This is a genomic window from Methylomicrobium lacus LW14, assembly GCF_000527095.1.
Taxonomy (GTDB): domain Bacteria; phylum Pseudomonadota; class Gammaproteobacteria; order Methylococcales; family Methylomonadaceae; genus Methylomicrobium; species Methylomicrobium lacus.
The window spans coordinates 3,045,925-3,067,907 of record NZ_AZUN01000001.1; the positions used below are offsets into that span (position 1 = coordinate 3,045,925).

At 54.2% G+C, this 21,983-nt stretch carries 23 protein-coding genes; 16 read left to right on the forward strand and 7 right to left on the reverse strand.

What is annotated here, in order from left to right; genetic code table 11:
- Positions 1 to 12 precede the first annotated feature (12 nt).
- Positions 13 to 459 carry an FxsA family protein gene (locus METLA_RS0114025; RefSeq protein WP_024299142.1) on the forward strand — a complete coding sequence of 149 codons (447 nt, stop codon included), beginning with the start codon at positions 13 to 15 and terminating at the stop codon, positions 457 to 459.
- 55 nt (positions 460 to 514) lie between these two features.
- Here the strand turns inward: METLA_RS0114025 and METLA_RS0114030 are convergent, their stop codons facing one another.
- On the reverse strand, positions 515 to 754 hold the full coding sequence (locus METLA_RS0114030; RefSeq protein ID WP_024299143.1) for a YgaP family membrane protein: 240 nt from the start codon (positions 752 to 754) through the stop codon (positions 515 to 517).
- A gap of 109 nt (positions 755 to 863) precedes the next feature.
- On the opposite strand from METLA_RS0114030, the gene uvrD reads away from it, so the two are divergent.
- From uvrD to dapE, 7 genes are all read left to right on the forward strand, one after another.
- Entirely contained in the window at positions 864 to 3,038 is a 2,175-nt protein-coding gene (uvrD, locus tag METLA_RS0114035; RefSeq protein ID WP_425411752.1) for a DNA helicase II, read from the forward strand.
- 124 nt (positions 3,039 to 3,162) lie between these two features.
- The gene (locus METLA_RS0114040) at positions 3,163 to 3,948 is read left to right on the forward strand and encodes a M48 family metallopeptidase (RefSeq protein ID WP_024299145.1); all 786 of its coding nucleotides are present in this window, start codon (positions 3,163 to 3,165) and stop codon (positions 3,946 to 3,948) included.
- A gap of 3 nt (positions 3,949 to 3,951) precedes the next feature.
- Complete coding sequence (gene dapC / locus METLA_RS0114045; RefSeq protein ID WP_024299146.1) at positions 3,952 to 5,163, forward strand: succinyldiaminopimelate transaminase; 1,212 nt, start codon at positions 3,952 to 3,954, stop codon at positions 5,161 to 5,163.
- Positions 5,156 to 5,974: a 2,3,4,5-tetrahydropyridine-2,6-dicarboxylate N-succinyltransferase gene (gene dapD, locus METLA_RS0114050; protein WP_024299147.1), complete on the forward strand. Its 819-nt coding sequence runs from the start codon at positions 5,156 to 5,158 to the stop codon at positions 5,972 to 5,974. Before dapC ends, dapD begins: the two co-directional genes overlap by 8 nt.
- Before the next feature lie 68 nt (positions 5,975 to 6,042).
- Positions 6,043 to 6,285, forward strand: coding sequence for a hypothetical protein (locus METLA_RS0114055; RefSeq protein ID WP_024299148.1), 243 nt, complete (start codon positions 6,043 to 6,045; stop codon positions 6,283 to 6,285).
- Positions 6,285 to 6,644, forward strand: a complete 360-nt coding sequence (locus tag METLA_RS0114060; RefSeq protein ID WP_024299149.1) for an ArsC family reductase — start codon at positions 6,285 to 6,287, stop codon at positions 6,642 to 6,644. Before METLA_RS0114055 ends, METLA_RS0114060 begins: the two co-directional genes overlap by 1 nt.
- On the forward strand, positions 6,641 to 7,774 hold the full coding sequence (gene dapE / locus METLA_RS0114065; RefSeq protein ID WP_024299150.1) for a succinyl-diaminopimelate desuccinylase: 1,134 nt from the start codon (positions 6,641 to 6,643) through the stop codon (positions 7,772 to 7,774). The genes METLA_RS0114060 and dapE overlap by 4 nt, the downstream gene beginning before the upstream one ends.
- A gap of 72 nt (positions 7,775 to 7,846) precedes the next feature.
- Here the strand turns inward: dapE and METLA_RS0114070 are convergent, their stop codons facing one another.
- The gene (locus METLA_RS0114070) at positions 7,847 to 9,745 is read right to left on the reverse strand and encodes a glycoside hydrolase family 17 protein (protein WP_024299151.1); all 1,899 of its coding nucleotides are present in this window, start codon (positions 9,743 to 9,745) and stop codon (positions 7,847 to 7,849) included.
- 117 nt (positions 9,746 to 9,862) lie between these two features.
- On the opposite strand from METLA_RS0114070, the gene METLA_RS0114075 reads away from it, so the two are divergent.
- From METLA_RS0114075 to METLA_RS23565, 5 genes are all read left to right on the forward strand, one after another.
- On the forward strand, positions 9,863 to 10,723 hold the full coding sequence (locus METLA_RS0114075; RefSeq protein ID WP_024299152.1) for an isocitrate lyase/PEP mutase family protein: 861 nt from the start codon (positions 9,863 to 9,865) through the stop codon (positions 10,721 to 10,723).
- A gap of 178 nt (positions 10,724 to 10,901) precedes the next feature.
- Positions 10,902 to 11,513, forward strand: a complete 612-nt coding sequence (locus tag METLA_RS0114080) for a hypothetical protein (protein WP_024299153.1) — start codon at positions 10,902 to 10,904, stop codon at positions 11,511 to 11,513.
- Between the two features lie 163 nt (positions 11,514 to 11,676).
- Positions 11,677 to 12,657, forward strand: coding sequence for a hypothetical protein (locus METLA_RS0114085; RefSeq protein ID WP_152539443.1), 981 nt, complete (start codon positions 11,677 to 11,679; stop codon positions 12,655 to 12,657).
- Between the two features lie 486 nt (positions 12,658 to 13,143).
- A complete protein-coding gene (locus METLA_RS23560; protein WP_245598801.1) occupies positions 13,144 to 13,341 on the forward strand; it encodes an SRPBCC family protein in 198 nt (65 codons plus the stop codon).
- 67 nt (positions 13,342 to 13,408) lie between these two features.
- Positions 13,409 to 13,657, forward strand: a complete 249-nt coding sequence (locus METLA_RS23565) for an SRPBCC family protein (protein ID WP_245598802.1) — start codon at positions 13,409 to 13,411, stop codon at positions 13,655 to 13,657.
- A 403-nt stretch (positions 13,658 to 14,060) separates the two neighbouring features.
- Here METLA_RS23565 and METLA_RS0114095 read toward each other — a convergent pair whose 3' ends face one another.
- The 3 genes from METLA_RS0114095 to METLA_RS0114105 form a co-directional block, all read right to left on the reverse strand.
- Positions 14,061 to 14,573 carry a hypothetical protein gene (locus METLA_RS0114095; RefSeq protein ID WP_024299155.1) on the reverse strand — a complete coding sequence of 171 codons (513 nt, stop codon included), beginning with the start codon at positions 14,571 to 14,573 and terminating at the stop codon, positions 14,061 to 14,063.
- Positions 14,574 to 14,689: 116 nt separating this feature from the next.
- Entirely contained in the window at positions 14,690 to 15,574 is an 885-nt protein-coding gene (locus tag METLA_RS0114100; RefSeq protein WP_024299156.1) for a fructosamine kinase family protein, read from the reverse strand.
- Positions 15,575 to 15,587: 13 nt separating this feature from the next.
- Entirely contained in the window at positions 15,588 to 16,154 is a 567-nt protein-coding gene (locus METLA_RS0114105) for a c-type cytochrome (RefSeq protein WP_024299157.1), read from the reverse strand.
- Between the two features lie 191 nt (positions 16,155 to 16,345).
- Here METLA_RS0114105 and METLA_RS0114110 point away from each other — a divergent pair, with 191 nt between their 5' ends.
- Complete coding sequence (locus METLA_RS0114110; protein ID WP_029646678.1) at positions 16,346 to 16,822, forward strand: NUDIX hydrolase; 477 nt, start codon at positions 16,346 to 16,348, stop codon at positions 16,820 to 16,822.
- A gap of 41 nt (positions 16,823 to 16,863) precedes the next feature.
- On the opposite strand, the gene METLA_RS0114115 is transcribed toward METLA_RS0114110, so the two are convergent.
- Positions 16,864 to 18,471: a SulP family inorganic anion transporter gene (locus METLA_RS0114115; protein ID WP_024299159.1), complete on the reverse strand. Its 1,608-nt coding sequence runs from the start codon at positions 18,469 to 18,471 to the stop codon at positions 16,864 to 16,866.
- A 90-nt stretch (positions 18,472 to 18,561) separates the two neighbouring features.
- Positions 18,562 to 19,479, reverse strand: a complete 918-nt coding sequence (gene nhaR, locus METLA_RS0114120) for a transcriptional activator NhaR (protein ID WP_024299160.1) — start codon at positions 19,477 to 19,479, stop codon at positions 18,562 to 18,564.
- Positions 19,480 to 19,924: 445 nt separating this feature from the next.
- On the opposite strand from nhaR, the gene METLA_RS0114125 reads away from it, so the two are divergent.
- Positions 19,925 to 20,383 (forward strand): hypothetical protein, encoded by a 459-nt coding sequence (locus tag METLA_RS0114125; RefSeq protein WP_024299161.1) that lies wholly within the window; start codon positions 19,925 to 19,927, stop codon positions 20,381 to 20,383.
- Between the two features lie 152 nt (positions 20,384 to 20,535).
- Positions 20,536 to 21,954, forward strand: a complete 1,419-nt coding sequence (locus METLA_RS0114130) for an acetyl-CoA carboxylase biotin carboxylase subunit (RefSeq protein WP_024299162.1) — start codon at positions 20,536 to 20,538, stop codon at positions 21,952 to 21,954.
- The last annotated feature ends 29 nt before the right edge of the window (positions 21,955 to 21,983 follow it).

The window sequence follows — 21,983 nt, forward strand, 5'->3', positions numbered from 1 at the left end:
TCAAGCTTTTAAATGAAAATCTTCCAGATAGTGTTCCTGTTCCTTCTGCTCGTCCCGTTTGCGGAAATTTATTTGCTGCTGACGGTCGGCGGCATCATCGGCGCCTTTCCGACGATTGCGCTGGTCATCTTTACCGCGCTACTCGGCACCTGGCTGCTCAGAAAACAGGGCTCCGAAACCTTCCGGCGCTTCCAGGAAAATATGGCGCAAGGCGGCATTCCGACCTATGAGATCATCGAAGGCCCTATTTTGCTGGTCGGCGGCGCCTTGCTGCTGACGCCCGGCTTCATTACCGATTTGATAGGATTTGTTTGCCTGATTCCGCCCCTGCGCAGAAAAGTCGCGCAGTACATCATCGAAAAACATCTGATCCAGGTGATGCAGTCGGGCAGCCCGTTTCGCCCGCGCGGCGCGGCCTCTGTCGATGCCCTGGAAGGCGAGTTTCGGAAAGACGACTGATCCGGGCTAAGCCAGGCTCAGAACCGGACCGCCGGCGTTCTGAGCCTGTTAAGCATTATTCGCCGGCCGAACCCGAGTCTGCGGTTTCGCAGGTGTTCTTGCCGAAGCCGGAATAAGCCGGGCACCAGCCCCAAAAACCGGTCGCAATCAGTACGCAGCCGGCAATCAATAAAAAAATCGACGCGGTAACGACCGAAATCAAAAACAGCGCGGCGCCGCCGTAAACGCGGTATTTCTTTTCTTTCTCGCCGACATTGTGTTCAAATTTCAACATACGTTTAAAATCAAAACTCATCTTCTTACCCTCACTGTGTAATTGTTATTGTTCCGTAAAACACGGCCCTGTCTGTCACTCCCAGAACCGGACAAATATACACAGCCACACAAAATGTGCAAGCAATAAAATGATCGATGTCACCGACCTTCTCGACCCCTTGAACGATGCCCAGCGCCAGGCGGTCACTGCGCCCTCGCAGGCGATGCTGGTTTTGGCCGGCGCCGGCAGCGGCAAGACCCGCGTGCTGGTGCACCGCATCGTTTGGCAGATCCAGGTGCAAGGGGTCTCGCCGCACGGCATTTTGGCGGTCACCTTCACGAACAAGGCCGCCCGCGAAATGCGCGGACGCATCGAGGAGCTGCTGCAGCGGCCGACCCACAATCTGTGGATCGGCACCTTCCACGGCCTCGCGCACCGCCTGCTCCGACGCCATGCGAACCAGGCGAAGCTGCCGGAAACCTTTCAGGTGATGGATAGCGCCGATCAGCTCAGAGTGATCAAACGCATTCTGCAAGGCATGAACCTCGACGAGGCCAAATGGCCGCCGAAACAGGTGCAATGGTTCATCAACGCGCAAAAGGACGAAGGCGTCCGTGCCCGCCACATGCCGGAAACCGGCGATCTGTACCAGGGGCAGATGATCGCGATCTACCGCGCCTACGAGGAATTGTGCGACCGCTCCGGCCTGGTCGATTTCGCGGAACTTTTGCTGAGAGCCCACGAACTCCTGCGCGACAATCCGGACGTGCTGTCCTTCTATCAGGAACGTTTTCAGCAGGTGCATGTGGACGAATTCCAGGACACCAATACGATCCAGTATGCCTGGCTGCGCCTTTTGACCCAGGACCTTAACAACCTGTTCGTGGTCGGCGACGACGATCAGTCGATCTACGGCTGGCGCGGCGCGCGTATCGAAAACATTTACAGCTTCCAGAAGCACTTCCCCGGCCACGAAGTCATCAAGCTCGAACAGAACTACCGCTCGACCGGCAACATCCTGAAAGCGGCGAACCAGGTGATCGCGCACAACGAAGGCCGAATGGGCAAGGAACTGTGGACCGAATCCGGCGAAGGCGATCCGATCTCGCTGTATGCGGCGTTCAACGAACAGGATGAAGCCTTTTTCGTGATCGAGCGTATCCGCGCCTGGATCAAGGAAGGCGGCGCGCGCGCAGACACCGCGATCCTGTACCGCTCGAATGCGCAGTCCCGCCAATTCGAGGAACGGCTGGTCGTGGCCGGCATTCCCTACCGCGTCTACGGCGGCCTGCGCTTTTTCGAGCGCGCCGAAATCAAGAACGCGCTGGCCTATCTAAGGCTGATCGCGAACCGCGACGACGATGTGTCGTTCGAGCGAGTCGTGAATACGCCGACGCGCGGCATCGGCGCGAAAACGGTCGACGACCTCCGCATCATCGCGCGCGATCGCGGCACCTCCTTATGGCGCGCGGCGGCAATCATGCTCGAACACGGCATGCTGAGCGCCCGCGCCGGCAATGCGCTGGCAGGCTTCATGCAGCTGATCGACCGACTGGCCGCCGAAACCCAAGGCATGGAGCTTTTCGAACAGGTCAAACGGGTCGTCGAAAAATCCGGGCTGATCGAGTTTTATCAAAACAGCAAGGGCGAACAGGGCGAGGAAAAAGTCGAAAACCTCGAGGAATTGGTCAACGCTGCGCGCCTGTTCGATCCGAACATCGGCAATGAAGACAACCTCGGCCCGCTCGAACTGTTCCTGGCGCACGCCGCGCTCGAAGCCGGCGAAATGCAGGGCGAGGACTTCGACGACTGCGTGCAGTTGATGACCCTGCATTCGGCCAAAGGTCTCGAATTCAAGGTCGTGTTCATGGTCGGCATGGAAGAAGGCCTGTTCCCGTCGCTGCAATCGGTCGAGGACCCCAAACGCCTCGAAGAAGAACGCCGGCTGTGCTATGTCGGCATGACCCGCGCGATGCAGACTTTATACATGACCTATGCCGAATCCCGGCGCCTGTACGGCCGCGAAAACTATCCGCGTCCGTCCCGCTTCCTGCGCGAAATTCCGGCCGAATTCATCCAGGAAGTCCGCCTCCGCGCCCAGGTCAGCCGGCCGGCCGCGGCGGCGCCGGTGAGACAGGCCTCAGCCTCGCTCTCGGTCAGCCAGTATAAGCTCGGCCAGCGCGTCAGCCATACGAAATTCGGCGAAGGCGTGATCCTGCAGCTGGAAGGCCAGGGCGCGCAGGAGCGCGCGCAGATCAATTTCAAGGGCGCGGGCGTCAAATGGCTGATGCTGGCTTTTGCGGGATTAAATGCCTTGTCCTGAAAGATCATCTCGCCCCGGGCGGGAGGCCCATTTCCACCAAGCACGCCGCTCGCGCATTAATCCTAACCCGCAGCAATCAAGATACGTTAAAATGAGCCTTTTCCAACTTTAAAGCGCCGCCATCATGTTGAAAAAAATTTGCACCGTATTAGCGACCGCATGCGCTGTGACCGCCTGCATCACCAGTCCGACCGGACGAAGTCAGTTGATCCTGCTGCCCGATTCGCAAGTCGACCAAATGGGTCTGCAAGCCTTTGAAACCTTGAAACGCGACAAGCCGATCAGCAATAACGCGCGCTTGAACCAAGTCGCCAACTGCATCGCCGGCAATATCACGCAAACCATCGGCGGCGGCAACTGGGAAGTCGTGGTGTTCGAAGACGACTCGTTCAACGCCTTCGCCCTGCCCGGCAACAAGATCGGCGTTTACAGCGGCCTGTTCAAACTGGTCGAAAACCAGGACCAGCTGGCCGCGGTGATCGGCCACGAAATCGGCCACGTCTTGGCCAAGCACAGCGCGGAACGCGCTTCGCAGGAACTGGCGGTCAATCAGGGCATGTCGATTTTGCAGGCGATGACCAATCCGCAATCGACGATGGGCAAGGCCGCCTTCGGCATGCTCGGGCTCGGCGCGGAATACGGCGTGTTGATGCCATACGGGCGGACGCAGGAGAGCGAAGCGGACATCGTCGGCGTCGACTTGATGGCGAGAGCCGGTTTCGACCCGCGCCAAAGCATCAACCTCTGGCAACGGATGAGCCAGGCGACGCAGGGCCAGCAAAACGCCGAATTCATGTCCACTCACCCCTCGCATGCGACCCGAATCCGCGACCTCGAACAGCACATGCCGCAGGCGATGGGCCTTTTCCAGCAGGCGCAAGCCACGGGCAGACGCCCTCAGTGTCAATAAGCGATGACGCCGTATTTACAACAGCTACAGCCCTACCCGTTTGAAAAGCTCGCGGCGCTGAAACAGGGCATCGCGCCGCCCGCCGGCAAGGCGCATATCGCCTTGTCGATCGGCGAGCCGGCGCACGCGACGCCGCACCTGATCCAGGAAGCGCTGCTGACGCATCTGCATGGCCTGTCGAATTATCCGACCACGAAAGGGTTGCCGGAGCTGCGGCAGACGATCGCCGGCTGGCTGACCCGACGCTTCGGGCTTAAAGAAGGGCTGTTGAATCCCGAAACGCAGATCCTGCCGGTCAGCGGCACGCGGGAAGCCTTGTTTTCATTCGCGCAATGCCTGATCGACCGGACGAGCGATCCTGTCGTGGTGATGCCGAACCCGTTCTATCAGATCTATGAAGGCGCGGCGCTGCTCGCGGGCGCGGAGCCCTATTTCCTGAACACGGTCGAGGCGAACGCCTATCTGCCCGATTTCGACGCGGTTCCCGAAAGCGTCTGGCGGCGCTGCCAGCTGCTTTACATCTGCACGCCCGGCAATCCGAGCGGCGCGGTGATCGCGCGCGAAAGTCTGATCAAATTGCTCGAACTGGCCGAAAAATACGATTTCGTGATCGCCTCGGACGAGTGCTACAGCGAGCTTTACGACGACGAAAACAGCCCGCCGCCCGGCCTGCTCGAAGCCGCCTTCGCGGTCGGCAATACCGAGTTCAAACGCTGCGTGGTGTTCCACAGCCTGTCGAAACGCTCGAATGCGCCGGGCCTGCGCTCCGGCTTCGTCGCGGGAGATGCGGCGATTTTGCAGGACTATTTCAAATACCGGACCTATCACGGCGCGGCGCTGCCGCTGCCGACCCAGCATGCGAGCATCGCGGCCTGGAAGGATGAGAAGCATGTCGTCGAAAACCGCCGCCTGTACCGGGAAAAATTCGCCGCGGTGATCGAGATTCTAAAGGATGTCAGTTCATTGCATAAACCGTCCGCCGGTTTTTATCTCTGGCTCAAGACGCCGATAGACGATACCCGATTCGCGCAGCAATTGTTCGCACAGGAAAATGTGACCGTGCTGCCGGGCAGCTATCTGTCCCGCGATTTCGACGGCTTCAATCCGGGCCGGAATCATGTCCGCATCGCGCTGGTCGCGCCGCTCGAAGAATGCATCGAAGCGGCGCTGCGCCTCAAAAATTTCCTTAACACACTATCAAACCCACATGACTGAATTAGAAAACATCATCAACGCCGCGTTCGAACAGCGCGCCGACATCACTCCGGCCAATGTTTCTCAGGAAGTGCGCGGCGCGGTGCAGGAGTCTCTGAACCTGCTCGACACCGGCAAGGCGCGGGTCGCCGAAAAAAAAGGCGGCGACTGGGTGACCCACCAATGGCTGAAGAAAGCGGTCCTGTTGTCGTTCCGGATCAACGAAAACCGACTGATGGACGGCGGCAACACCCGCTATTACGACAAGGTCGAATGCAAGTTCGCGAACTACAGCGAAGAAGATTTCGCGAAAGCCGGCGTGCGCGTCGTGCCGAATGCGGTCGCCCGCCGCGGCTCCTACATCGCGCCCGGCGCGATCCTGATGCCGTCCTACGTGAACATCGGCGCCTATGTCGATAGCGGCACGATGGTCGATACCTGGGTCACGGTCGGCTCCTGCGCGCAGATCGGCAAGAACGTGCATCTGTCCGGCGGCGTCGGCATCGGCGGCGTCCTGGAGCCACTGCAAGCCGGCCCGACCATTATCGGCGACAACTGCTTCATCGGCGCGCGTTCCGAAATCGTCGAAGGCGTGATCGTCGAAGACGGCTGCGTGATTTCGATGGGCGTCTATATCGGCCAGAGCACCAAGATCTACAACCGGATGACCGGCGAAATCACCTACGGCCGCATCCCGGCCGGTTCGGTCGTCGTCTCCGGCAACCTGCCGTCTTCTGACGGCAAATACAGCCTGTACTGCGCGGTGATCATCAAGCAGGTCGACGAGAAGACGCGCAGCAAGACCGGCATCAACGAGCTGCTCCGCGACTGATCATTTGTCATTTACGACCGGGATAATACGTCCCGGTTTTTTCTTCCACCCACCCATCCGGATCTCCCATGAGCGAAAATCTTTCCAATAACGCGATTATCTATGCTTTGCTGTCTCTGAACAGCGAAATCCTTCTGCAAAAAGAGTATCTGGAGTCCGACGATGTGCCGGAAGAAGATCTCGACAACGAGCAAGACATTCTGGACGACCTCGAACAGGCCTTCATGGAATTCGTCGATGTGTACAAGGGCCGCTGCAAGGCCGACAAATCATTGCCTGACCTGGACGAACTGTTGAACAGCCAATTGTAATGATCACGCTGTTCGGAATAAAAAACTGCGACACCTGTAAAAAGGCGCGGCAGTGGCTGGAGCAGCACGGCATCGCCCATCGTTTTCATGATTACCGTGTCGACGGCCTGCCGCCCGAGCTGCTGCAACGCTTCATCGACGGCCTCGGCTGGGAAAAGCTGCTGAACAAGAGCAGCACCAGCTGGAGGCAGTTGAGCGCGGACCAACAGGCCGGTCTGACGCGCGAGAAAGCGGCTGCCTTGATGCTCGAAACGCCGACCTTGATCAAACGCCCGGTTCTGGATAGCGGCAATACCCTGACGCTCGGCTTCAAGGCCGATCAATACGAAGCACTGAACTTGAAGGACGCCAAAGGATGAGCGCAACGCTGGAATTATTGAAGGATTTGATCGGCCGCGAGTCGGTCACGCCGAAGGATGAAGGCTGCCAGGACGTGCTGGCCGCGAGGCTCGCGCCCTTGGGTTTTAACGAGGAAAGGCTGAATTTCGCCGATACGCAGAATATCTGGCTGAGACGAGGCGATGCGAAACCGTTGTTCGTCTTTCTCGGCCATACCGACGTGGTGCCGACCGGCCCGCTGGAGGCCTGGCAGTCGCCGCCGTTCGAACCGACGATCCGGGGCGGCAGATTGTATGGACGCGGCGCGGCGGACATGAAGGGCAGCATCGCGGCGTTCACGACCGCTTTAGAGCGTTTCCTCGCCGCGCATCCGGACCCTGAAGGCTCGATCGCTATCATGATGACCAGCGACGAGGAAGGCATCGCGACGCATGGCGTCGTGAAGGTCGTCGAGGTGCTCGAAGCGCGCGGCGAAAAGATCGATTGGTGTCTGGTCGGCGAACCGTCCAGCGACAAGAAGATCGGCGACGTGATCCGGGTCGGACGGCGCGGCTCCTTGTGCGCGAAAATGACCGTCGCGGGCATTCAGGGCCATGTCGCGTACCCCGAACTGGCCGAAAACCCGATCCATGCCTTCGCGCCGGCTTTGAAGGAATTGACCGAGGAAGTCTGGGATAAAGGCAACGCGTTTTTCCCGCCGACCAGCCTGCAAGTCTCGAATATTCATTCGGGGACCGGAGCCGAGAACATCATCCCCGGATCGGTCGAAGTGCTGTTCAACCTGCGCTTCTGCACCGAGCTGGACGAAGAGACGATCAAGCAGCGCACGCAGGCGATCTTCGACCGCCACGGCCTGAACTACGACATTCAGTGGCGCCTGTCCGGCAATCCGTTTCTAACCTCCCAAGGCAAGCTGATCGATGCGGCACATGCGGCGATCGAAGCGGTAACCGGTTATGACACGCACGACGATACCGGCGGCGGCACCTCGGACGGGCGCTTCATCGCGCCGACCGGCGCCGAGGTGATCGAACTCGGACCTTTGAATGAAAGCATCCACAAGGTCAACGAGAATGTCGGCCTTGAGGATCTGGAGACCTTGTCCGGCATTTACGAACAGATATTGGTCAACCTGCTGATCCGCTCCTAAAAAAATAGGAGGGTACGCATCGTGCACCCTCCTATCCTCATTACCGTCAATCTTACTCTGTCGGCTTTACGGCTACAGCCTCGCCCGACTATCAGTCCTGCCGCCGATCCACAAAGGCACAGCCAGCACCAGCAAGCTTCCAAGCCAATACAAGAGCTGGCAATTGATCAGCGTATACGTCAGAGACGTTTGCAGCCGGTCGCCGAAATCGGGATGATCCTGGACCAAATCGTAGCCGCTCATAAAAGCATGGGTTTCGCCGACGATCAGCGCCGGCACAGCAAAGATCAATACCCCGGCCAAGAGCCTCAGCGGCAGCAGAAAAATCAACGCGGCGATCAACAGCACCCAGCCTTGCAGTTGGCTATAGGTCAACGTGGTCATGAAGGCGGCATACAGCCTGTCCGCGAAGATCGGATAAGCGGTCGGGAAATTGGTGCCGATCATGATCTGGTAGGTCTCGAAAGCCAACAGCGCCACGCCGGTACCGGCCAACAGCATGCTCAACTTACACACACCGCCAGTCTTTGCGGTCCCTCCGGTGATACCGGCCAACAGTTGCCGCCAGTTCCGCTCGCCGCCGATAAAACCGAGTACGAGCAAGCCCAAGATCCCGAACACCGGGATCAAGGTCAACGGATACGGAAAGCTCAAAAAGCGGCCGTTCAGAGTCATCGCCTGCGTTTTATAAAAGGCCAGCGCGACAAAGGTCAGAAACAGATAGCGGCTCCAGGCCGGCAAGCAGGCGCAGCCATTCGTAATCCGCAACGATTCCGCCGCGCGCTGGATCAGCAGTCCGCCAAACGCGAGGCCGAGAGCCGCAATCGACAGCGTATGAAAGCGCTCCATGTCGTTGTAGCTGGTGTACCAGAGATCGCCGGTCTGATTGACCTGCAAGGCGCTGAGCAACTGGGCAAAGCCGGCAAAGGTAAAGAGTTGCACGGCTGACAGCGCCTGCAGGCGTTTCGCGTAAAAACCGACGGCCAGCAGTGTCAGCAGGCCCGCAACCAACACCCGCATCGGCCAGTTCGGATTCTCGACCACCTTGCCGGTCAACGGAAACACCAGCTCGCGATCGACCGAATAAAGCCCCCAGTTCGCGCCGACTACACCTTCCAGCTTGCTCTTCCAGGGCTGGTTAAACGCCTCGACGACGTTGATGTCGAAGCCGTTTTTATCGGCGACCTGCACCAGCGAGCGGATAAATTTGGCTTCATTCACAACGCTCGGCACCGCCGGCCCCCGCTGGCGGCCGGCGCTCGGCCAGCCGGATTCGCCGATCAGGATCGGCTTGCCGGGATAGGCATCGCGGATGCGCTGATAATTCTTCACGATATGGTCGGCGGTCTTATCGACCAACAACGGCTCGTCTTCCCAGTACGGCAGGATGTGCACGGTAAAGAAATCAACCTCTTTCGCGATTTCCGGATAACGGATGTAATACGACCAGACATCCGCATAAGACACCGGCTGCTTGATCGCCTGCTTGACCCGGCGAATATAACTCAACAGCTGCTCGGGCTCGAGTTCGCCGCGCATCAGCACTTCGTTGCCGACAATCACGCGCGTAATCACGTCGGGATATTCGTTCGCCGCCTTGATCAGGGCCGCAATCTCTTCCTCGTTATCCTTCGCCATATTCATGCTGGTCAGCCAGGCGCCCTGAATCATTTTCAGGCCGTGTTTACGGGCCAGCGCCGGCACCTCGGCCAGTCCTTTCGAACTTGCGTAGGTACGGATCGTACGCGATTGGCCGGCCAACAGGCGTAAATCTTCGTCCATTTGCTCCGTACTCGGAAAGACCTGAGTCAACGGACTCTGTCCTTCCCGAAACGGCGCGAAAGAAACGCTGTTGACCTTGCCGCCGGGCACATCGACGCCGGTATCCTGCGGCAGATTGTTCAGCCAGGTGATCAAGGCATTGCCGACCACCACCAATGCGATAAATAAAACAGTTCGTGCAAGTTTCATAAGTCAAGGAAAGCTCTACGAAAAAAATATAGCCTGCTATCATAGCGCACCGCAGGCTGAGATTGCCAATTAGAGTGGCATGAACGGCATCCCACTTTAACACGCACGCCAAAACCCATGAAAAACCCCCTCCGAACCCTGATCGAACAGCCCGGTATCAAAGCCGCTCCCGCCGTGTATGATTGTTTGGGCGCAATGGTCGCCGAACAGGCGGGATTCGAATTTCTCTTTACCAGCGGCTTCGGCCTATCGGCTTCTTTACTCGGCAAACCCGACATGGGTTATCTGACCGCCAGCGAGATGATAGGCGCCGCCTGCCGAATCGCGAACAGCGTTTCGATTCCAGTGATCGCGGACATGGATACCGGCTACGGCAATCCGCTGAACGTGATCCGCATGGTCCAGGAAATCGCCCCCTCGAAAGTCGCCGGCATCATCCTGGAAGATCAGGAATGCCCGAAAAAATGCGGCCATTTCGAAGGTAAACGGGTGATTTCGGTAGAGGAGCAGGTCGAAAAGATCAAGGCCGCGGTCTATGCGCGCGGCGATTCGAACCTGGTGATCGTCGGCCGGACCGATGCCCGCGCGATCGAGGGTTTGCAGGGAGCGATCGCAAGAGGCGAACATTATCTCGAAGCCGGCGCGGATGTGTTGTTCATCGAAGCGCCGCAGTCCCGGGATGAACTGAAAGAGATTGCCCGACATTTTGCCGGCGTCCCGCTATTCGCGAATATCATTGAAGGCGGCAAGACCCCGAATTTATCTGTGCAGGAGCTAGAAGAGATGGGCTACAAGCTGGCGGCTTTTGCCTTGTCCGGCTTGTTTTCGGTGACACAGGCGCTGAAGGATTGCTTTGGCTGCTTGAAGCAGGACGGTTCGACCGAAAATATCAATAAAGATCTGTCATTTGAACAGTTTAAGGATGTGATTCATATCGACAAGCACATTGAACTGGAAAGGAAATTTGGGCTTTTGTAAATCTATGCTGACTCAATCTATTGTGATAGTTACGGTAGGAAGGTGGGCTGTCAAATGAGGCGGCAACGCCTAGTTTACAAAATAATTTTTGACAACTGAACCTGGACGAGTGTAAAAAATAACCAGACCAAGATAATAACTTGTTAGACATTTTGTGACGTACGTTAGAGGTATCATTATGTCGTTAGAAGAAAAAAGAAGGATTTATACACTAGAAAGAAAAGTCATGAGGTGCGAGATGAATAACATTATGAAAAAAAATATCTTTGCGTTATTTTTATTCATAATATTGGCTTACGTGATAAGTAATAATAAATTTTCACCGTTCCCATTATTTGAATTTCATTCGCCTTTTTGTCCTGGAACACCAAGCCAACTTGTGTTCTTGGCTTGTATAGTTACATCAACAGTAGCTCTTACGGTCATAGGGAATAGATTTCGCGATAGAATGGATGAAATTGAAAAAGAAAAATTGGAAATAGAAGAAAAACAAATAAAGCAAAACGTATATGTGAAAGAACTCAATGATAAATTTAATGAAAGAATTACTAATATAAATAAGTCATTTAAAAAGTGCCAAATTGGGCTTTTTCAAATGACAATCGTTCTTTCTGTGCAGGTTATTATGGCATGCATTACCTGTCTTAGAATATTATTTACATGGGAAATACTTGATATATACCTAATTTGGGGTTCGTTTTATCTATTTGGAATTTTATGGGTTCACTATTTTTTCGTTTACGGTGGCGGTGAACATCTTTGGATAATTTTTAAAAATGATAACGCGTAGATTACTCTGAGGCACGAAGCGCATTGTTCGTCATTGATGTGACTTCTTCGTTGGCACATCCTACAAAGATTGGAAATGAAATCACAACCAAGCCTAACCCAACGCTCCAAAGGACTCCGCTCCGCAGTTGAGCTTTGCGTTATACCTTACGAAGGATATTTATATGGCAAATGATGAAATGCTCGAATTTGTTGAGAACGAGAAAAATAAGCGGAGACAGTATTCCTTGATGTTTGACGAGCTTAAGGCTCGCGAAGACGAATTAAGGAAACAGATCGCATATCAACAGTCAGTAATAGCGGAACAAGAAGTTCTTCTGGAGAAGAGCCGTAAAAAAATAAAGGAAGAGCAGCTTTCCCGAGAGAATGCGTTTCAGCAAGAGTTAGAGGAACGAGAAAGACTTTTCGAAAAACGTGAAGAAAGCATTTTTCAGCGTCAGAAACAGATGGAAGAAAATTTTCACGTAAGAATGCTTGAAACAGAAAGTCTTCGTAAAAAGTTGGAAAGCGAGATTGCCAATCGAGAAAATGCACTAAAAGTTGCATTTGAAGAGTTAGAACAGGAAAAATCTAAATACAGAGAGGAAAGCAGGAGACAAATAGAATCTAAGTCTAAAGATTATGTGAGCACTGCACTGTCTGGGTTGGAGACTAAAGAAAATAACTTTCATTTTATGTCTAAGCTATGGTCTTTTGTTGGTGCTTCGGCAATTATATTAGGTATCATTTTTATTACCTATGCCACATTCAATGGAAGCAGTGAATTTCATAATAGTTCAGGATTTACTTGGACGTATTTTTTATACGTGACATTTCGTGGGCTCGTTGTTATTGCAATGTTTGTAGCACTGGCCCGCTATGCATTTTTATTCAGTAATTCGTATATGCATGAATCCCTTAAAAGCGGAGAAAGGCGCCATGCAATTAACTTTGGGAAATTTTACTTAGAAGCATACGGCGCTGATGCCAATTGGTCACAAGTAAAAGAAGCATTCCAACACTGGAATATTAGCAACGAGAGTGCTTTCACAAATAAGCAAACTTCAGAATTTGACCCTAAAATTCTGGAGAATGCGCTCGAAATCTGCAAGGTTATGAAAAGTTCTCAGCAGGAAACTGATAAAAGTAGCAACGAAAAGGCATAACACAGAAATGGAAGCGCGGGCCAGGTATTGCGATCGTTCATCTGGCTAACATTTCAACCAACCGGAGCGCACTGATATTTAGGTATTGTTACCAGACTTGTAGGGTACGCATTGCGTATTTTTTCAACATGTTCCGGTGAATCAAGCCTCAAAAGAAGGTACGCGGTGCGTACCCTATGATATTTGCTGAAAATCTATGCGCTTAATTTTCCGACATCATAAGAATAAGGCAATACTGAGCGGAAACCTGGCCGCTATCCTGGTGCAAACAGGATACCTGACAACAACATCCCTGAATTGAGGCTGATATGGAGATCCCCATCATTTCGGTAGCATTATTTTTGTTTGCCGCAATCGCCGGAGCAGCACCATAGGATGGACTGACGAAGGAAGCCCATCGTTCTCGATTGATGGGCTTCGTGCCTCAGCCCATCCTATAAAATTGTTCAACTCTAACATTAATCTTCGTCACCCAGGAGAAAAGAAATGATCGAATCCATTGTTATCGCAGTTGTCGTTCTGCTCGCCGCCCTGCTGATTTATGCGACGACTAGACCCGATACCTTCCGCGTTGAACGATCGGCAACCATCAAAGCCCCCGCAGAAAAAATCTTTCCCCTGATCAACGATTTTCACCAATGGGAGCCCTGGTCGCCCTGGGAAAAAGTCGACCCCGCGCTATAGCGGAGCCGCCAGCGGCCAAGGCGCAATTTATGAATGGAACGGCACCAAAGACATCGGCCAGGGTCGAATGGAAATCATCGAGTCATCGCCTCGCTCCAAAGTGTTAATCCAAATCAATTTCATCAAACCCTTTGCAGCTCAAAATACCATTGAATTCACGTTCGTAACCCATGGTAACTCCACGATCGTTACCCAGTCCATGTATGGACCCTGCTCTTATATTTCGAAGCTAATGGGCATATTTTTCAGCATGGACAAGATGGTGGGGCAAAAATATGAGGAAGGCCTCGCGAACCTGAAAGCCCTCAGCGAGTAACTCTGTGGGCAAATGCTGGGAGGGTTGTGGATAGGGCTGTGCAAAACATTAAGCTTGAACTTATCCACAACCCATCCACAAATTGACGGCCATGCTAGCGACAACTTTCCATGTGGGATAAGTCATTAATCGTTATGGCTTATTTTGCCTTATCCACAACATTTTCCAAGCTAATAGTAATAATAAAGTTTTAAATACTTTCATTTTATTATGATTAGAAGGTGTGTATTATTTTGATGAAAAAATAGATTACTATAAAAATCAAAAGGATACGAACATAAAAATGCAACTACAGAGTAAACCGCAAATATATCGTTGACTTCGACTCCGCTCAGCCAACGGAAAAAATCAGCAACGGTCCGTCCATGATCCTTTGAAGGAGCCCTCCCTGGCATTCTTGAATTTATATATCCATAAACAACATCGGCAAGCCATAGGTCAAGACGAAATAGCCGAACGCCAGGACCAGGCTCGCCGCGCGATCGTAGAAAAAAACCTGCCGCAAAATGTAAGCGACGATCGCGAGGTACCACAGTACCAAAAAAGCACCAATGCTGATCGAAATTTCTTCGGCTTTTTCCCGATGGTTCATCACCATCCAGAAATACAGCCCTTCGGTGAAGGTGGCCAGCGTCATGATGAAATTTTCGCAAATGAAAATAGCCGTGAACAATTGATAAAAATACTGCCGTTTTTTGAGCAGAATCAACAACACGGTGATTGACGAAAATGCCATGATAGTCCGCAGCATGACTTCCAATGAGCCGTCCGCAGGATCGGCAATCAGGCCTTCGACTATCATCCCTGAGATCAGATAAAAAATGACCGTCTTCCACATGAACGATTTGGAAGGCGTTAAGTCGAGAGGATTATTGCGAAACCAGCAAAGCGCCAGATATTTGATTAACAAGCTCATGATCTAAATGACGTACAAAAATAATGGTTATTTTGGGTCAGGAAAATTTGCCATTATACCGATTGTGCTTGTGCGTAGCGATAATCAGAATCTCAAGCGGGCCGGGTAGGATCTGGTTAAACGCCGAGTTCGGCCAGCAATTGCAGCGTCATGTTTTCGGCCTGGCGTTGGTAGCCGCCGCCGAACAGATTCAGATGATTCAGGATGTGATAGAGGTTGTAAAGCGTCTTGCGGACCGGATAACCGGGATCGAGCGGCCAAGCTTCATTGTAGGCCTGATAGAACTCCCTGCCGTAGCCGTCGAACAATTCGGTCATCGCGATGTCGGCCTCGCGGTCGCCGTAATAACAGGCCGGATCGAAGATCACCGGATTGCCCTGCCTATCCGCCGCGCTATTGCCGGCCCAGAGATCGCCGTGCAGGAGCGAGGGCAGCGGCCGGTAGCCGTCGAACAGTGCGTCCAAAACGCCGCACAAGCGTTCGCCTTGGGTTTGCAGGCGGCCAAGGTAACCGTTCCGGCCGGACAGCTGCAACTGAAAGCCGAGACGCCGTTCGCGCCAGAATTCGACCCAGTCTTCGCTGCGCGTATTGACCTGCGGCGTGCTGCCGATCGTGTTGTCCCGGCTCCAGCCGAAATAAGACTGCTTGTGCCGATGCAATTCGGCCAGCTGGCGCCCGAGCAGACGCTGCGCCTGCTGGTTTGATGCGCCGAATTCCAGATATTCGAGCACCAAAAAAGATTGTGAACCTGCCTCGCCGTGCACGATCGGAACCGGCGTGCGCACCGCGCCGCTGCCGGCGATTTCCTGCAAGCCGTCGAATTCGGCTGCGAACATGTCTGCCAGTTCACGGCGGTTCAGCTTGACGAAATAAGACCGGTCGCGGCCTTGCAGCCGGTAGGCCGAGTTGATGTCGCCGCCGCCCAGGGGGTGCGCGGCGGCGAAGTGGAAGGATTGACCCGTTGCGAGACTGATCTGCTCTGAAATCGCCTGCCAGTTCATGGTACCGCGCTGATTAAAGCGAGCCGAAATAAGCCGCCAGCGCTTTCATGTCGTCCTCGGAAAGCGTGCCGGCCATGCCCTGCATCGGACCGCTTTGACGGGTGCCCTCTTTGAAGTTCTTCAGCTGGGTCAGCAAATAGCCGGGATGCTGTCCCGCCAGTCGTGGAAACTGCCCATTGCCTTGCGCCTGCCCGCCATGACAACCGAGGCACATCGCGCCCTTTTCCGCACCCGTTTTAGCCAACGCCGGATCGCCGCCGGCTTTCGCGGCGGGCTGGCCGGCAAAATAAGCGGCGACATTTTCGATATCCTGATCGTTCAAATTAGCGGCCATGCTCTGCATCATCGGATTGGCGCGGGCGCCGGATTTGAAGGCCTTCAGTTGCGCGGCAACGTAGGCCGGTTGCTGTGCCGCCAGATTCGGCCATTGCGCATTGCTGCTTTTACCGTTCGGACCATGACAGCCGACGCACATCGCGGCTTTCTCGGCGCCGGCCGCCGCATCGGCCGCCAATGTCGGAAGCGCATAGGAATAAGCCAGGACAAGACACGCAGACAGGGAATGCTTCAGTGAAAACATAATCTACCTCATAATGGTTATTATATGAATTAACTCTGGCGGGGTATTGAGTGCCGGAAAGGCCTTTTCAACACCTTTTTCACCAGTCTCTGGAACGCTCTGAGTGATCCTGCAACATACCATTTTGAGCATTCACAGACAACTACTATCCGTCCCTCTCACAGCGTAAAAAGTTCAACCGGTTCAGCCTAATGCAGCACAACACGAATCCCCCTTTTCCGGAACCGATGATCGGCGTCGGTGGCCTCTTGGTTAACAGGCAGAACCAGGTGCTGTTGATCAAGCGCGACAAACCGCCCGCACAGGGACTCTGGTCGGTGCCGGGCGGCAAGCTCGAAGCCGGCGAAGCGCTGATCGAATGCTGCCGGCGAGAAGTGAAGGAAGAGACGGGACTGGAGGTGAACGTGCTATCGATCGCCGCGGTGGTCGAACGGCGCATCGAAAACTTTCATTATGTGATTATCGATTTTTGGGTCGAATTAGTGGACGAGCAAAACAGCATCCCGGTTGCGGCAAGCGATGTCTCGGAGGCGCGCTGGGTAGACCTCGAAAAAATCGGCGATTATCCTTTGGTGACCGGATTATCCGAAATCATCCAGCGCGCTGCGCTCAAAGGGAGTGGCGGCTTATCCGATAAAGGCTTTACCGGTACGGACTTCATACTCTAAACAGCAGGACTTGCCGGCTGTTTAGAGTTTTCCTGCATAACTCAGGCCACGGAATGCGGCTTTTTTGCGCGTCCGTTGATGACGACCATCGCCTCGTGTTTTTTGATCTTTTCCTTGCCGTATAGATCGACCACTTGAACCTTGATATTGTCATCGGGCGCTGCGGCTAAAAAGTCCTCGATCGTTTCGAGAATATCGTGATCGATAAACTGCGCCTTGCTGGCGTCGATCACGACCGTGCTGTTCTCTTCGATCCCGAGGAAAAACTTGCGCAACAGAGCCTTGTTCAAGAACGACACATCCTTGTTCAGCGACAACACATAGTGCGAACCGTCCTGAGTCAAGGTGATCGCGGCATGGTAATTCGCCTTGATCACATAGAACATCCCAACCGCCATGCCGATCGCCATGCCCATCAATAAATCGGTCGCCAGGATAGCGCCGACCGTAATCGCAAACGGCAGAAACTGGCTGAATCCTTGCCGATAATATTTGATGAACAGTGCCGGCTTCGCCAGTTTATAGCCGGTTTGCAGCAAGATCGCGGCCAAACAGGCCAACGGGATGTAATTCAGGTATTGCGCAAAGAACAGCAGGCTGATCAACAAGCACACGCCATGCACGAAGCAGGCGACCCGAGTTCTGCCGCCCGCGTTGATATTCGCGGAACTGCGCACGATCACGGCCGTGATCGGCAGACCGCCCAGCATGCCGCTGATCATGTTGCCGACGCCTTGGGCCTTCAGTTCGCGATTGGTCGGCGCGATGCGTTTTAGCGGGTCGAGTTTATCGACCGCTTCGAGGCTCAACAAAGTTTCCAGACTCGCGATGATCGCCATCGTGACCGCAACCGTATAGATTTGCGGATTGGCCAGCGTGCTGAAATCCGGAAATATGAACTGATCGAAAAGAGCAGTAGGGTGCCCCAAAACAGGCAGAGTCACCAGGTGCTTAGCGCTGACCGCCCATTCCGGCGCATATGTCATTGCGGTCAGATTATAAGCCACGCCCCAGGCTACCGCGATCAACGGTCCGGGTATCATGCTGAAAAGTTTACGTTTCTTGAACCAGGACAATTCCCAAACGATCAGGATCAATAGCGCGACTACGCTGATTACGACCGCTCCGGGCGTAATCGCACGCAACGAATCAGCCAATTCAAAAAAGCTCGATCCGGCCGTTTCCTTCATGTAACTTTCGTCGCCCTCGAAACTCGCGTCGTAACCGGTCGCATGCGGAATCTGTTTGATGATCAGAATCAGCCCGATTGCCGCCAGCATGCCCTTGATCACCGCAGAATGGAAGAAAGCCCCGATCACGCCGGCCCGCAAATAGCCCAACACTAATTGCAAAAAGCCCGCGACAACAAGCGCGGTCAGGAAGCCCTGGAAACTGCCGATTTGTTCGATCGCATTCAAAACGATCACGGTCAAACCGGCGGCTGGCCCAGAAACGCTGAGTTGTGAACCGCTCAGCCAGGCGACTATCAGCCCCCCGACCAGGCCCGCGATCAGGCCGGAAAACAGCGGCGCGCCCGAAGCCAACGCAATACCCAGACAGAGCGGCAGCGCGACTAAAAAGACGACGATGCCGGCGGGCACATCCCCCTTGATATGGTTGGTGTAGTATTTGAGGTGTTTGTGTATCATGAGATTGACTCCGTTTTAAGGATGAGGCAATGGCACCTTGCAATCCAGTATAACTCGTTTCGAATCGATACTATATCAAAATTTTTAAATTTACTGCTTTCCGCTTGACGCTCCTGCTTTAAACAACCATTCTCCAGCCTTTTCGGTAATCGCCCTGACGGCCGGATGCGGGGTTTTACGCTGCACCGAAATTGCATAATAACGGATGATGGCTTCTTCGACCGCGCCGATTGCGATCAATTCATGTTTTCTCTCGATCTCGGCGTTGATCGCGGTCGGTGCGGCAATCACGCCGACGCCCGCCTGCGCGAACTCCTTCATCAACGCGCTGTCCTCGAACTCGCCGACGATCGCCGGATGAATGCGCCATTTGTCGAACCAGCGCTGTAAATGCGTCCGGATGCCGGTGTTCGACGCGGGCAGCAACAGCGGCGCATTATCGAGACAAGATGGAAATTCGCCCTGCAGACTCTCCGCCAGCGTTGCGGAGGCAAAAATGCTCAGGCCCGATTCGCCCAAGGGATCGCAAGATCCCCGGAAATCGAGATCGGGGGAAATCGGGCTGTCCGAAATGACCAGATCGAGCTTGTGCAGCAATAAATCGGTCAGCAAGGCATCCAGATCGTTTTCACTGCAATAAAAATGAATCGGCTCCGGAATATGTAAAGCCGGCTCCAGTAAGCGGTACGCAATCGATTTAGGCACCACGTTATCGATGCCGACCTTGAAAGCCAGCGACGATTTCTTCGGTCGGTGACGCACCGCATTTTGCAGTTCGCTGCCGAGAGAAAAGATTTCATCCGCGTAAGACAGCACCAGCCGTCCGGCATCGGTCAGTTCCAGATGCCGGCCGACTCGATCGAACAAGGCCACGCCCATCGATTCTTCCAGGCAGCTCAACTGGCCGCTGATCGTTTGCGGCGTCAGATGCAGCTGCGCGCTGGCCTTGGCGATGCTCTTTTCCTTGGAGACCATCCAGAAATAGTGCAAGTGCTTGTAATTTATCATGTTACAGCATTACCCCTAGCGATTTGCTGAAAACCTACCTGCATCGTTAACAGACAAGGTACAGGGCCTTCCCCATTGCGGTTCATCATAACGCTATTCCGATAAACAATCAGCCCAGCCAGGTCAGAATTTACCCGCGACATAGAAAATATTTTTTAATATCGGTTCGAAATCATTCGAATTAGACGATATATATATCTAAAATATGATCTTACAGCCATTTAAAATTTCACTATACATCGAGTTTTTCGAATAATTTATCAAAGATATTCTGCTTTCCAAATATCTCGGGTCAGGATAAGGTATGTTCCCATCGATTGGGGAGGACTCAAGGTCAAGAGGCTAAACAAGCGTCTTCGAACGCTTCCTGAGATCGGTTAACGTGATGTTGGCAAACGATTAGCTCGGCTTCACCCTTCATTTCAGGAATTCATAGGCCTATCCGATGAAAAAACTGATTGTTCTTGTTTTGAAAATTCAATATCTGACGCCCTTCCAGCGCAAAGCTTACGCAAGCGCCGGGCTGATCGGCAGCCTGATTTTGCTGCCCGACCTCTATTTGGCCGGCGCGCACACCCTGCTGGAATTCCTGCATATCTTCTACGAATCGCTGTGTTTCATGCTCGAAGAGTTGATCGGGCATAGCCTGCACCTAGACAAGTACCATAGCCAGCTGATTCTATTTTATTCTCAAATCGCGATCGTTGCAGGGCTGGGCTATAAAACATGGAAAACAGCGCCGGGGCTTTATCGTCGTACCAAGGCCTATCTGCATGCTTCCTATCAGCAACTGCTTAAGGACGGCAAACAGATGTGGGCGGAAATGCCCGGCCGTAAACGTCTGAAAGTTTTGGCCGGTTGCGCGGCCGGCATGTTCGGCATTTATTTTTGGGTAACCAGTTGAATGGAATCGCTCAATCTTTGATCGGCGTAATGCCTCAGCCAACTCTATCGCGACAGCCAAATCGTTCAAGAATCTGATATAGTGATAGCCTATCGCCAAAGGCTTTAGTCTTCGCTTCAATAACGCCAGTTTCTCTGCTGCACAAGCCGTTTATGTTACGCAAAATCCTAATCGCGAACCGCGGTGAAATCGCGGTGCGCATCATCCGCGCCTGTGCCGAGATGGGCATCCGTTCGGTCGCGATCTATTCCGAGGCCGACCGCTTTGCGCTGCATGTCAAAAAGGCCGACGAATCCTATTGCATCGGCAGCGAGCCGGTCGCGGGCTATCTGAACATCTATGCGCTGGTCAATCTGGCTGCGGCGACCGGCTGCGACGCGATCCATCCAGGCTACGGCTTTCTTTCCGAAAACGCGCAATTCGCCAAGGCCTGCGCCGAGCGCGGCCTGGTGTTCATCGGACCTTCGGCCGAGGTGATCGAGCGCATGGGCGACAAGACCGAAGCCCGCAAAGCGATGATCGCGGCGGGACTGCCGGTCACGCCGGGTTCCGCCGGCAATCTGGACACGGTCGACGAGGCGCTTGAAGTCGCCGAAACGATCGGCTATCCGGTCATGCTGAAAGCGACCTCGGGCGGCGGCGGGCGCGGCATCCGCCGCTGCGATAGCCGCGATGAACTCAAGCGCAATTATGACCGGGTCATCTCCGAAGCCGGCAAGGCCTTCGGCCGGGCCGAAGTGTTCCTCGAAAAATGCATCGTGAATCCGCGCCATATCGAGGTGCAGGTCCTGGCGGACAATCACGGCAATACGATTCATCTATACGAGCGCGACTGCTCGATCCAGCGCCGCAATCAAAAACTGATCGAAATTGCCCCGTCGCCGCAACTCGAAGAAGCGCAGCGCCAGTACATCGGCGGCCTCGCGGTACTCGCGGCGAAGGCGGTCGGCTACACGAACGCCGGCACGGTCGAGTTCTTGCTCGACGACCGGGACCGCTTTTATTTCATGGAAATGAACACGCGCGTGCAGGTCGAGCACACGATCACCGAGACGATCACCGGCGTCGATATCGTCGAGGAGCAGATCCGCGTCGCGGCCGGTTTGCCCCTGCGCTTCAAACAAGAAGAAATTCACCGGCGCGGCTTCGCGATCCAGTTCCGGATCAATGCGGAAGACCCGCAGAACAATTTCCTGCCGAGCTTCGGCCGCATCTCGCGCTATTACGCGCCGGGCGGCCCCGGCGTCCGCACCGACACCGCGATCTATACCGGCTACGAGATACCGCCGTTCTACGATTCGATGCTCGCGAAGGTGATCGTCAGCGCATTGACCTGGGAAGATGCGATCAAGCGCGGCGAAAGGGCGCTGCGCGACATGGGCCTGTTCGGAATCAAGACCACGATACCGTATTACCTCGAAATCCTCCGCCATCCCGAATTCCGCGCCGGACAGTTCAATACCGGCTTCGTCGACAAACACCCGGAACTGGTCAATTACTCGCACAAACCCCGGCCCGAAGTGCTGGCCAGCGTGATCGCGGCCGCGATGGCCGCGCATACCGGCCTGTGACCCATTAATGTCCACCAATGAAGTTTTTC